The sequence below is a fragment of the Flavobacterium covae genome, assembly GCF_001534645.1.
GTDB lineage: Bacteria > Bacteroidota > Bacteroidia > Flavobacteriales > Flavobacteriaceae > Flavobacterium > Flavobacterium covae.
Window position 1 is genome coordinate 797,802 of the sequence record NZ_CP013992.1, and the last position, 12,163, is coordinate 809,964.

11 protein-coding genes and 1 pseudogene are annotated in these 12,163 nt (G+C 30.0%); 9 read left to right on the forward strand and 3 right to left on the reverse strand.

What is annotated here, in order from left to right:
* Positions 1-12: 12 nt before the first annotated feature.
* From coaBC to AWN65_RS03490, 8 genes are all read left to right on the forward strand, one after another.
* Entirely contained in the window at positions 13-1,221 is a 1,209-nt protein-coding gene (coaBC, locus tag AWN65_RS03455) for a bifunctional phosphopantothenoylcysteine decarboxylase/phosphopantothenate--cysteine ligase CoaBC (protein WP_060381884.1), read from the forward strand.
* Positions 1,214-2,101: a type IX secretion system protein PorD gene (gene porD, locus AWN65_RS03460; RefSeq protein WP_060381885.1), complete on the forward strand. Its 888-nt coding sequence runs from the start codon at positions 1,214-1,216 to the stop codon at positions 2,099-2,101. The genes coaBC and porD overlap by 8 nt, the downstream gene beginning before the upstream one ends.
* Before the next feature lie 9 nt (positions 2,102-2,110).
* Positions 2,111-3,763: a DNA repair protein RecN gene (gene recN, locus AWN65_RS03465; protein WP_060381886.1), complete on the forward strand. Its 1,653-nt coding sequence runs from the start codon at positions 2,111-2,113 to the stop codon at positions 3,761-3,763.
* A 41-nt stretch (positions 3,764-3,804) separates the two neighbouring features.
* Entirely contained in the window at positions 3,805-4,995 is a 1,191-nt protein-coding gene (gene fabV / locus AWN65_RS03470; RefSeq protein ID WP_060381887.1) for an enoyl-ACP reductase FabV, read from the forward strand.
* 442 nt (positions 4,996-5,437) lie between these two features.
* Complete coding sequence (locus tag AWN65_RS03475; protein ID WP_060381888.1) at positions 5,438-6,439, forward strand: glycosyltransferase; 1,002 nt, start codon at positions 5,438-5,440, stop codon at positions 6,437-6,439.
* Complete coding sequence (gene coaE / locus AWN65_RS03480; protein WP_060381889.1) at positions 6,439-7,026, forward strand: dephospho-CoA kinase; 588 nt, start codon at positions 6,439-6,441, stop codon at positions 7,024-7,026. The genes AWN65_RS03475 and coaE overlap by 1 nt, the downstream gene beginning before the upstream one ends.
* Before the next feature lie 68 nt (positions 7,027-7,094).
* Positions 7,095-8,678 (forward strand): sensor histidine kinase, encoded by a 1,584-nt coding sequence (locus AWN65_RS03485; protein WP_060381890.1) that lies wholly within the window; start codon positions 7,095-7,097, stop codon positions 8,676-8,678.
* A 2-nt stretch (positions 8,679-8,680) separates the two neighbouring features.
* Positions 8,681-9,385 carry a response regulator transcription factor gene (locus AWN65_RS03490; protein ID WP_060381891.1) on the forward strand — a complete coding sequence of 235 codons (705 nt, stop codon included), beginning with the start codon at positions 8,681-8,683 and terminating at the stop codon, positions 9,383-9,385.
* A 474-nt stretch (positions 9,386-9,859) separates the two neighbouring features.
* Here AWN65_RS03490 and AWN65_RS03495 read toward each other — a convergent pair whose 3' ends face one another.
* Positions 9,860-10,252 carry a hypothetical protein gene (locus AWN65_RS03495; RefSeq protein WP_014165503.1) on the reverse strand — a complete coding sequence of 131 codons (393 nt, stop codon included), beginning with the start codon at positions 10,250-10,252 and terminating at the stop codon, positions 9,860-9,862.
* A 1-nt stretch (position 10,253) separates the two neighbouring features.
* Positions 10,254-10,748 carry a Panacea domain-containing protein gene (locus tag AWN65_RS03500; protein WP_050855775.1) on the reverse strand — a complete coding sequence of 165 codons (495 nt, stop codon included), beginning with the start codon at positions 10,746-10,748 and terminating at the stop codon, positions 10,254-10,256.
* A gap of 236 nt (positions 10,749-10,984) precedes the next feature.
* Between AWN65_RS03500 and AWN65_RS03505 the strand changes: the two are divergent.
* Positions 10,985-11,386: pseudogene (locus AWN65_RS03505) on the forward strand (transposase); the annotation flags it as partial.
* Positions 11,387-11,839: 453 nt separating this feature from the next.
* Here the strand turns inward: AWN65_RS03505 and AWN65_RS03510 are convergent.
* Positions 11,840-12,163, reverse strand: a complete 324-nt coding sequence (locus AWN65_RS03510) for a hypothetical protein (RefSeq protein ID WP_060381892.1) — start codon at positions 12,161-12,163, stop codon at positions 11,840-11,842.

Genomic DNA, 12,163 nt, shown 5'->3' on the forward strand with positions numbered 1-12,163 from the left:
TAGGCTTATAACATGTCGGTTTTAAGTGGTAAAAAAGTAATACTAGGCGTAACTGGTGGAATTGCCGCTTATAAGTCGGCTTCATTAGTAAGACTTTTAATAAAAGCAGGTGCTCAGGTTCAAGTAATTATGACACCTGCTTCTGTTGATTTTGTTACTCCGTTAACCCTCTCAACATTATCTAAAAAACCTGTTTATATCCATTTTTTTAATGAAGAAAATACTTCAGCTTTATGGAATAATCATGTGGAGTTAGGGATATGGGCTGATCTTATGATTATAGCACCAGCTACTGCAAATACAATGTCTAAAATGGTAAATGGAAATTGCGATAATCTTTTATTAGCAACCTATTTATCTGCTAAATGTCCAGTATATTTTGCACCAGCAATGGATTTAGACATGTACAAACATCCCTCTACTTTAGCAAGTTTTGAAGCTTTAAGATGTTTTGGAAACACTATGATACCTGCTGAAAATGGCGAATTAGCAAGCGGTTTATCTGGAGAAGGACGTATGGCTGAACCTGAAAATATCATAGCTTTCATTGAAAAAGATTTAGAAAGAAAATTACCGTTAAAAGGAAAAAAGATATTAGTTACCGCAGGACCTACTTATGAAGCTATAGATCCAGTTCGATTTATAGGTAATCATTCAACAGGAAAAATGGGATTTGATATAGCTGATGCCGCAGCCAATTTAGGAGCCCAAGTAATGCTAGTTACAGGCCCTACTCATCTTCAGCCTAAAAACAAAACAATTCAGATAAAACGAGTACGTTCAGCAGAAGATATGTATAATGCCTCTCTTGAATATTATGACACAGCAGATGCAGTCATCGCAGCAGCAGCAGTAGCAGATTATAAACCTAAAAATATCGCCACTCAAAAAATAAAAAAGAACGACCCAACGTTTACAATAGAATTAGAAAAAACAAAAGACATATTAGCTTCTCTTGGGAGAAATAAAAAAAATCAATTCTTGATTGGGTTCGCCTTAGAAACGGAAAATGAAATTGAACATGCAAAACAAAAAATTCAGAAAAAAAATCTAGATTTAATTGTATTAAATTCATTGAATGATTTAGGAGCTGGTTTTGGACAACCTACCAATAAAGTCACTTTTATTGATAAAAACTTCCATATAGAACCCCATAATCTGAAATCAAAAGAAGAAGTAGCTTTGGATATAGTAAATAAAATTGTCAATCATTATGCGTAAAATTTTCATCTTATTTATCTATTTCTTCTTCAATTCCTATTATGCACAGGAGTTGAATTGTATAGTAGAACTTAATACAAGTCAAGTTACAGGAACTAATCAGCAAATATTTAAAACTTTGAAAAAATCACTTACAGAGTTTATGAATAATACAAAATGGACAGATAAAAATTATAAATCAAATGAAAAAATCAATTGTTCATTTTTCTTTAATATTACTTCTTTCGATAATGTAAATCAATTTTCTGGTAGCTTACAAGTTACAGCTACTCGTCCTGTATACAATACAACCTATACAACCCCTATTTTAAATATCAATGATAAAGAATTTAGTTTCACCTATAATGAATTTCAAAATTTAGTTTTTAACCCAAACGCTTACGAATCTAATCTCATCTCAGTTGTAGCTTTTTATGCTAACATGATTATTGGAATAGATGCAGATACCTTTGCTCTAGAAGGAGGAACAAAATCTTTCGAAACAGCATCTAATATTGTAGCACAAGCACAAGTTACACAAGAAAAAGCATGGGGGAATACCTCACCACAAAGTCGTTATTTCTTAGTAAATGATATATTGTCACCAACTTTTTCGCCTTATCGCAAAATGACTTATGACTACCATTTAGGAGCGTTAGATAGAATGAATGAAAATCCTAAACAAAGCAAAGAAACCATTCAAAAAGCTATTTTTAATTTAAAAGAAATAGCCACATCTCGACCAAATGCTTATTTAACTCGCGTTTTTTTTGATACTAAATCAGATGAAATTTTAAATATATTTTCTGGTGGACCTAAAATGGAAGTTAATCAATTAGTTGAAACATTAAGTAAATTATCTCCTACAAATATTAACAAATGGAGTCAAATTAGTTTTTAATTTTACCACATGCTCGTACAATTATCAATTAAAAATTTTGCATTAATAGAACAATTAGAAATGAATTTTTCTAATCAGTTTTCTATAATTACTGGTGAAACAGGAGCTGGTAAATCTATTTTATTAGGAGCACTCGGACTAGTTTTAGGAAACCGAGCAGATTTAGGCTCTTTAAAAGATAAAGAACAAAAATGTGTAATAGAAGCACATTTTAATCTATCAGCATATAATCTTAGAGAATTTTTCGAACAAAATGATATGGATTTTGAAGAAATTACTATTATTCGACGTGAAATCCTTCCTTCTGGAAAATCAAGAGCTTTTGTAAATGATAGTCCTGTTAATTTAACCGAATTACAAGAATTAGGTACATTTTTAATTGATATTCATTCACAACAACAAACAAGAGAATTAACGGAAGAATCCTATCAGATTGAAATATTAGATGCCATTGCATCTAATGCAAACCTATTACAACTCTATCAAAAAAATTTAAAACATTATAAGTCGCTTCAAGCAAACTTAAAAAAGATTTTATCAGAAAAAGAATCCTTAGCAAAAGAAGCAGATTATAACACTTTCTTACTACAAGAATTACTTCAAGCCAATCTCAAAGAAGGAGAACAACAAGAATTAGAAGATATTTTTGAAAAACTAAATAATATCGAAATTATAAAAGAAAATCTCGACAAATCCATTGCGTTAAGTAATGAAGAACAAATAGGTGTTTTACAAAATTTGAAAGAAGTAAAAAATTCACTTCAAAAAATAGGAGATTTTTCTCCAGAATATCAAATTCTGTTAGAAAGAATAACAAGCATCTTGATAGAAATGGATGACCTAGTTACAGATTTAGAAAATCAAAGCGAAAAACTAGTTAATGATCCTGAAAAATTAGAATTCGTTAATCAGAAATTACAACTTATTTACAACCTTCAAAAAAAACACCAAGTAAATACAGTTGAAGAATTAATTGAAATTCAAAAAAACTTAGATGCAAAAGTGATATTTGCAGATGATCTTGATGAACAAATACAAAAGTTACAAGCCGAAATAAATATTAAAAATGAACAAGTAACAGAATTGGCAACAAAAATTTCAAAAAAACGTAAAGAAATAGTCCCAGTTTTGATCACTCAAATTACAGAAATTCTAAACGAATTAGGAATGTCAAATGCTCGTTTTGAATTTGATATAAAAGAGTCAACAACATTCTTGCCAAATGGAAAAGATGAAATCCAGTTATTGTTTTCTGCTAATAAAGGAACTGATTTTGGATTGCTAAAAAAAGTAGCATCAGGAGGAGAAATGTCTCGTATAATGCTAGCTGTAAAAGCAGTTTTAGCAAACTATTCAAAATTACCTACTATAATTTTTGATGAAATAGATACAGGAGTATCTGGCGAAGTAGCTCAAAAAATGGCCAATATCATGCAACAAATGAGTCATAAAATGCAAGTCTTTGCTATTACACATTTACCTCAAATTGCTTCAAAAGGACAACAGCATTATAAAGTTTTTAAATCAGATCGAGTAGATGTTACTATTTCTGAATTAAAACTACTATCCCAAGAAGAACGAATTATAGAAATAGCAGAAATGTTATCAGGTAAAAATATTTCAGACTCAGCCATTGCACATGCAAAAGCTTTGCTTAACTAATTATTTAAATTAAATTTGCTAATCAAACTAATTGAAAAGATATGATTATTGAACCAAGAATGAGAGGTTTTATATGCCTGACAGCGCACCCTGATGGTTGTGCTCAAAGTGTAAAAAACCAAGTTAATTACGTATTATCTAAAGGAAAAATAGACGGACCAAAAAGAGTATTAGTAATTGGTGCTTCTACAGGATTTGGTTTAGCTTCTAGAATTACAGCTGCTTTTGGTAGTAATGCTTCTACAATTGGAGTATTCTTTGAAAAAGAACCAACAGAAGGAAAAACAGCTACCCCAGGATGGTATAATTCTGCCGCTTTTGAACAAGAAGCTAAAAAAGGAGGCTTATACGCTAAAAGTATTAATGGAGACGCTTTTTCAAAAGAAATTAAAGAAAAAACAATTAATATGATAAAATCAGATCTAGGACAGGTCGATCTTGTCGTATATAGTTTAGCTTCTCCTGTACGTATGCACCCAAATACAGGAGTGTTACATCGTTCTGTATTAAAACCTATTGGTCAGATTTTTAGTGATAAAACGGTTGATTTTCATACCGGAGTAGTATCGGAAGTTTCTATTCAACCCGCTGTACAAGAAGATATAGATAATACAGTAGTTGTAATGGGGGGAGAAGATTGGACAATGTGGATTGATGCTATGAAAGAAGCTGGAGTATTAGCCGAAGGAGCTACTACTGTTGCCTATTCTTATATTGGTCCAGAAGTAACAGAAGCAGTATATAGAAAAGGAACGATTGGTCGTGCTAAAGATCACCTTGAAGCAACAGCCTTTGAAATAGACGAAAAATTAAAGGATATTAACGGACGTGCTTTCGTATCTGTAAATAAAGCTTTGGTTACGCAAGCCAGTTCAGCAATTCCTGTCATCCCATTGTATATATCATTATTATATAAAACAATGAAAGCAAAAGGAATACACGAAGGATGTATTGAACAAATGCAGCGTTTATTTTCAGAATGCTTATATAATGGAGCAACAGTACCAGTAGATGAAAAAGGACGTATTCGTGTAGATGATTGGGAAATGCGCGATGATGTTCAGGAAACTGTTAAAACTTTGTGGAAACAAGCTGATACAGAAACTTTAAAAGAAATTGGAGATTTAGCAGGTTATAAAAATGATTTCTTAAACCTATTTGGTTTCGGTTTTGAAGGAGTTGATTATTTAGCTGATACAAGCGAAATAGTTCCTATTGAAAGTATAAAATAAATAGCCTAATAAATAAATAAAAAGAGGTTTTCTAATTATTTAGAAAACCTCTTTTTATTTAGACTTAAAATATACTGGATTAAAAAGTAAAATTCTCGATATGTTTTTTAATTTTAAAAATTAAATACAAACAAAAGGTATTTAGAATTCTTTTTTTGAAATTTTCAGAGCAGGCTTAAACCTCTTTAAAAAATGTTTCACAGTGATTTTGGGTAACTAATTCCAATAAAATAAAGAAAATAAACTTTTGTAAAAATAAAAAGATAGTATTTTTATAAAAAAATGAATAAACTGAGATATAATGACAAAATTAAAGTAGTTTATATTAGAACCCTATTTTGAAATGTTTTTTGTAAAAAAAAGACAAATTAAGGTAAAAAAGCACTTATTTTTCATTATTATTTTTTGTTAAAAATGTAACTTTGTCAAAAAAGTAAGAAGAATGAATTTTTCTTTTGTTATCCCTGTTTACAATAGACCAGATGAAATAGATGAATTATTAGAAAGTTTGACTAAACAAACTTATAATAAACCTTTTGAAATTATAATTGTTGAAGACGGTTCTACAATACCTTGTGAACATATAGTAGATAAGTATAGAGCAGAGTTGAATTTGACTTATTATTTAAAATATAATTCAGGGCCAGGAGACTCTCGTAATTTTGGAATGCAATATGCAAAAGGAAATTATTATATTATTTTGGATTCAGATTGTATACTTCCGCCACAGTATCTGTTAGAAGTAGAAAAATCCTTGTCAGAAAAATATGTAGACTGTTTTGGCGGACCAGATGATATGTTGTCCACGTTTACACCAATTCAAAAAGCAATTAATTTTGCTATGACCTCCGTACTCACTACAGGAGGTATAAGAGGAGCTAGTGAAAAAATTGGAAAATTTCAGCCTAGAAGCTTTAATATGGGAATTTCTAAAAAAGCCTTCGAAGCATCAAAAGGATTTTCTAATATTCATCCAGGAGAAGATCCTGATTTGTCAATTAGATTATGGAAAATGGGATTTGAAACAAAGTTAATTCCTAGCGCGTTTGTATACCATAAAAGAAGAATTGATTGGGAAAAATTTTATATTCAAGTTAATAAATTTGGTAAGGTAAGGCCTATTTTAAATAAATGGTATCCTGAACACGCAAAACCCACATTCTTTTTACCCTCATTATTTGTGTTAGGTTTTTTTACAGGTATACTTCTGAGTTTCCTATTTCTGTTTGATTGGTTATTAAAACTATATTTTTTATACACAGTAGCCATATTTCTTGTTTCAACCTATAAAAATAAAAATTTAAAAGTAGGGCTGTATTCTATTATAGCTGTTTGGAGACAGTTTTTTGGATACGGTATGGGCTTTATAGAATCGTATTACAAAATTAATATCTTAAAAAAAATGCCAGAGGAAGCTTTTCCTGAATTATTTTTTAAAGTTTAATGACAAAAGTTATTGGATTAACAGGAGGGATAGGAAGTGGAAAAACCACAATAGCCCGTTTATTTCAAGATAAAGGAATCCCTATCTATATAGCTGATGAAGAAGCTCGTAAAATAATGGAACTACCCCAAACAATTCAGCAAGTCACCGAATTATTTGGGAGTAGTGTATTGCTAGAAGGTAAAATAAATCGAAAACAATTAGCTCAAATTGTTTTCAATAATCCTTCCAAATTAAAAACATTAAATAATTTGATACATCCTTTGGTAGCGAAACACTTTGATCAATGGTTGCAACTACATCATTTTCATTCCTTTGTAGTAAAAGAATCAGCCATACTTATTGAGAGTGGAAATTATAAAAAATGTGATAAAATTATTTTAGTTACCGCTTCAGAAGAAACACGTATCAAAAGAGTAATGCAACGTGATAACTTAACTAAAAAAGCTGTTTTAGATCGTATGCAAAATCAATTATCAGATGAGAAAAAGCGTCTAAAAAGTGATTTTGTTATAATAAATGAAAATTTAAAAGAAACTCAAAAACAATTTGATGATATTCTTAAAATTTTATCAAATTCATACTAAAATCTTTTATTGTTAATGTTTGGTTAATTTTTTTAACAAATGAATGTTAAAATATTATATTTGCTTCAATGAATAAGAATTGGTTCCGTTTTGTCGTAGTATTAATGTCCATCGCTCTTCTAGGAATTGTAGTTGTGCAAGGATATTTGATAAATGTTTCTTTTAAAAATAAAGAAGAACAATTTAAATATCAAGTAAAACAAGTTATTGATAACGTAGCAAGAGAAGTAGAAGAGCAGGAAGCCTATACCTTTTTGAGTCGATTTAGTAAAATAAAAGACAGTATAGGAAAAGAACCAGAACGAAGTGAATTAATGAAGTTTTTTTATGTAGAAAAAAATGAATTAACAAATCAAACCATAATTTATTCAAATAGTATAATTCCCGAAGATTACTCCGTATCTTCATCGTTCTTTGATAAAAACAATGATTCTACACGAATCAAAAATTATGTGGCAAAACGCGTAACAGAAGTGTATAATGAAACCACTTTAAATGATCAAAAGATGAGTTCAGTGGTTTATCCTTCTGAACGAATAGAAAAAGCAGGGGTGGTTGAAATTTTAGATAAAGCAACTTTTGAACTTAATTTTAAAGATATAGCAGCAACCAGACAAGTTTCGCAAAGAGTAAGTGTAGAACAATTACAAGTTTTATTTGCAAATGAACTAAAAGCATTAGGGATAAATACTCCTTTTGAGTTCGGAATTTATAATAACGGTTTAGCCACTAAAGTTAAATCGGAACATTTTAAATACGATAAAAAAAATACCTACGATACACCCCTATTTACGGATAACGATGGCATTAGTAGATATCAATTATTGTTGAGTTTTCCTAAAAAGAAAGTCTTTTTAGCCTCTGACTTTGTTGGAATTGCATTTCTAGCTTTCTTATTCACATCTATTATAATCGTAGCCTATTATAGTGCTTTAAAACAGCTTAATACTCAACGTCATATTTCCGAAATCAAGACAGATTTTATCAACAATATGACACATGAATTTAAAACCCCCATTGCAACAATTAACTTAGCTTTAGATGCTATTCGAAACCCTAAAGTAATTGATGACAAGGAAAAAGTGCAACGTTATTTGCAAATGATCAAAGACGAAAATAAAAGAATGCATGCACAAGTAGAGAATGTTTTAAGAATTTCAAAATTAGAAAGAAAAGAATTAGATATAACAAAAGAATGTCATGATGTACATGATATGTTAGAAGAAGCAATTGAACATGTAAGTTTAATTGTAGAAGATCGACAAGGCGAAATGAAAACCGATTTTAAAGCATTAAAATCAAAAGCCTTACTAAATGATATACACTTTACGAACGTTTTAGTAAATGTTTTAGAAAATGCAGTTAAATACACACCTGAAAAACCTGTAATAAATATAAGCACAGAAAACGTTAAAAATTTTATTGTTATAAAAATTAAAGACAATGGAATAGGAATTGGTAAAGTAGCACAAAAAAAGATTTTTGATAAATTCTATAGAGAACACACAGGCGATATACACAATGTTAAAGGACATGGATTAGGATTGGCCTATGTAAAAAGAATTATGGATGACCACCATGGAGAAGTGGTAGTAGAAAGTGAAAAAGGTAAAGGAAGTACATTTATAATAAAATTACCCTTAATAGTTTGATTATGGAAATGGTAAAAAAAATATTGTTAGTAGAAGATGACCCTAATTTTGGTTCAATTCTTCGAGATTATTTAAGTATGAATGATTTTGAAGTAACGTTGGCTAAAAATGGAATGGAAGGCTTCGAGAAGTTTAAAAAAGACGAATACGATTTGTGTATTCTAGATGTTATGATGCCTTATAAAGATGGTTTTACATTAGCCAAAGAAATAAGAGAAAAAAACAAAGAAGTACCTCTTATTTTTCTTACAGCAAAAACCATGAAAGAAGATGTTCTAAAAGGATATAAGGTAGGAGCAGACGATTATTTGAACAAACCTTTTGATTCAGAAGTGTTGCTGATGAAAATCAGAGCTATTATTCAACGAAAAGCTTCTGAAATGAAAGGAGATACTAGCAAATATGAATTTGAAATAGGTAAGTTTCATTTAAATGCTAAGTTACGCTTCTTAACTTATCCAGGAGAAGAGCCCGTAAAACTTTCTCCAAAAGAAAATGAACTACTAAAAATGTTAGCATTGCACGAAAATGATTTAATGCCACGTGAGTTAGCTTTAACTAAAATCTGGAGAGATGATAATTACTTCACTTCTCGTAGCATGGATGTTTATATTGCCAAGTTGCGTAAATATCTTAAACACGACGAAAACGTCGAAATACTTAATATTCATGGAGAAGGGTTTCGATTAGTTGTAAAGAATAACTAAAAAGACAATGTAGTAAAAAATAGCACCTAAAAAATGTTATTAAGCCCAATGAAATAAGTAGATAAAGAGAAGTATATTGAAACTACTTTCAATATACTTCTTTATTTGTGAAAAAAATAAAAAAGTGTCCTAAGTGTGGCTCAAGTTACACTATAAACATTACAAGTCGTAAGGGAATTAAAAAACAAATGACACTTTCTTAGAGGAGCTCACAAGACGTTTTGTCTTGCATATACTCCCCAAAAACTTTTTCAAAATAAAGTAATACGGGGATTTTACCCATAAGTGAAGGAAATCACCCTAAAAACCACCTAAAGTAGACTTCAAAAAAAGAGGCGTTAAATGCCTCTTGTATATTCTTAAATTTTTACTTCGATATTCTCATAATGGATGGAATCTCAACGGTTCCGTTCAACAGAGGTTTCATTGTTGGCTCTTCGAGCCCAACGAAACCTTAGCTGTTGTAGGTAGTTGTTATTTGTCGGAAGTACTTTCTTTTTTCTTATCTTTATTTTTTTCAGGGAATAAGTTTTTAAGAACAATTACCACCATTCCAATAACATTTGCTGTAGAAGTTACAAGTAAAGCAATTAATACATTATCAGAAAGTTTATAGCCACAAAGATTATTATGAGTTAAAATATGAATTACCTTATTTAGCCAAATAATTAGTAAACAAGTATACACTACTGAAAATATTATGCGTAAAACCGTGTCGATTATGTATCGCCGTGTTTTTGCTATATATCGTTTTTCTTTAAATGAGATGTCTTTATTTACCGCATCATTATCTCTAACTGCATCTGAGAAATCAACATCATTATAATCAATAGTAGGGTTATTAGGTAATCTATCAAAGAAAAACATATTATAACACTTTTTGATTTTCGGTTAGGCTTGCTTCTTTGCTAATTGGTTTTAATTTAGGCAAATAGTGTTCTAAAATTTTTTCATCTTCAATTTCAGAGTTACAACCATAACAATAAGAGTTTTTCCATGGTGTATTGTCTGCGTGTGTCATAGCACTTAATTGTACTCCATCAAATTTACCATACATTGACCATATTTTATCTAAAAATTTAGCATCGTTAATATCTATAACTTCACTAATATTTGTTGGTATAATATCATTTATTTTAATTTTTCCGAAGTTTTTTATGTTCTGATAAAGCTTTGGAAAAACTGGGCCATAATCCCAAGCTTCTAAACGTTCTTCTATTAGCTTTTTATCTCCGTTTGTCAATGCCAAATACCAGCTATACGCCAAATAAGTCATTTTAATCAACTTCATAGGAGTTAGGTCTCCGTATTTGGAGTAATTACGGACGAAATAATTTGCGATTGTTGTTGAATTATAACTCATATTATTTTGGCATTTAATTTATTTAATTTCCCTTTTTTCTATATGCGAAGTTACTAAATATAAACAAATTACAAAAAACATTATGAGAATTATAACGTAAATCATTCTTTCTGTTGTGTTTACGCTTCGGTTCTCGTACAATTACCTACAACGTCAGTCTGTGAAAAAACACAGAAACCTCACCAAATATAGCTAAAATAGTTTGTTAAAAAAGGGGAATTTTCGTATTTTTAAAAATGCAGCATATCCAAGGGATTTCCCGTAATCAGTTACAGGCATCGAGTTTAGAAGACAAAATTACTTCTGAAAACCCAGTTCGATTCATAGATGCTTTTGTTGAACACATAGACCTTCAAAAAGTAGGATTTACAGCAGTGATTTTAAAAAAAGAAGGTCGTCCAAGTTTCAATATCCAAGTGTTTCTTAAAATCTATTTATACGGTTATTTGAATGGTATTCGCAGCTCCAGAAAACTAGAAAAAGAGTGTATTCGTAATATTGAAATGCAATGGTTGTTAGAAGATATTCGTCCTAATTATCACAGTATTTCTGATTTTAGAAAAGACAATTCCAATGCATTGAAGCAACTCTTTAAACTGTTTGTTTCTTTTTTGAAAGATGCCGATGGGGATACAATCATACCAATTTAATAGGACTTGAAAAAGTAAACGGAGAACATAGCTTAATTATGCTAGTGTACAACATCAAGCGTACCATAAATATTCTTGGAGTCCCTGATTTAATAGCAAAAATCAAAGCTTGGAACTCACCTTACAAGACAAAGGACTTGTTTTTGATAAAAACGACTTATTTAAACCTGTTTATAGGCTTTATATTTTTTGAAACACCTCAAAATAAGTTCAAAAATAGCATTGTTTAAAACAAAGTTATGTCAGTTTGGTGGGATGAATTGTATTCAAAAAAGAGGTTTTTTCACGGCCTGACGTTTCACGGCTTTAAGAAGTGGCGATGAACCAAGACCAAGCCTTCACAAATATAAACAAAACTTTAAATTAATAACCTTTCCAATTTCTGATAAATCCCAAGCCTCGCCATTTCTTGAAACCGCTGTTAGCGGTAGTTTTTTCTCTTTAATAGTTCTTAAAAACTTTATTTTCAGTGTTATTCAAAATAATTGAATATTCTCCTTTGTATATTGAATTTGGAAAATTGTTTTTCAACTGTTTTTTTATATTTAAGTCATTAATTTCATGCAAAGCTATTTTAACATTATGACCTTTACCTGGAATTATCATTACTAAATTAAGTATATTATTTTTATTGTTAATAGTTTCGTCAATCAAAAATCTACGAATTTCATTTCTTAACAAGTCAATATTCTGTTTTAGAATCGTTTCAGAAATACTATTTTTTCTAATTTTTCCAATTCTTACTAAATCAAATTTTACTTCCAT

Excerpts from the sequence above, each read along its gene's own strand:
- coaBC (WP_060381884.1), top strand. The coding sequence starts at position 13 with ATGTCGGTTTTAAGTGGTAAAAAAGTAATACTAGGCGTAACTGGTGGA.
- AWN65_RS03485 (WP_060381890.1), top strand. The coding sequence starts at position 7,095 with ATGAATAAGAATTGGTTCCGTTTTGTCGTAGTATTAATGTCCATCGCT.
- fabV (WP_060381887.1), top strand. The coding sequence starts at position 3,805 with ATGATTATTGAACCAAGAATGAGAGGTTTTATATGCCTGACAGCGCAC.
- AWN65_RS03495 (WP_014165503.1), bottom strand. The coding sequence starts at position 10,252 with ATGTTTTTCTTTGATAGATTACCTAATAACCCTACTATTGATTATAAT.
- AWN65_RS03510 (WP_060381892.1), bottom strand. The coding sequence starts at position 12,163 with ATGGAAGTAAAATTTGATTTAGTAAGAATTGGAAAAATTAGAAAAAAT.
- AWN65_RS03490 (WP_060381891.1), top strand. The coding sequence starts at position 8,681 with ATGGAAATGGTAAAAAAAATATTGTTAGTAGAAGATGACCCTAATTTT.
- coaE (WP_060381889.1), top strand. The coding sequence starts at position 6,439 with ATGACAAAAGTTATTGGATTAACAGGAGGGATAGGAAGTGGAAAAACC.
- porD (WP_060381885.1), top strand. The coding sequence starts at position 1,214 with ATGCGTAAAATTTTCATCTTATTTATCTATTTCTTCTTCAATTCCTAT.
- AWN65_RS03500 (WP_050855775.1), bottom strand. The coding sequence starts at position 10,748 with ATGAGTTATAATTCAACAACAATCGCAAATTATTTCGTCCGTAATTAC.
- recN (WP_060381886.1), top strand. The coding sequence starts at position 2,111 with ATGCTCGTACAATTATCAATTAAAAATTTTGCATTAATAGAACAATTA.
- AWN65_RS03475 (WP_060381888.1), top strand. The coding sequence starts at position 5,438 with ATGAATTTTTCTTTTGTTATCCCTGTTTACAATAGACCAGATGAAATA.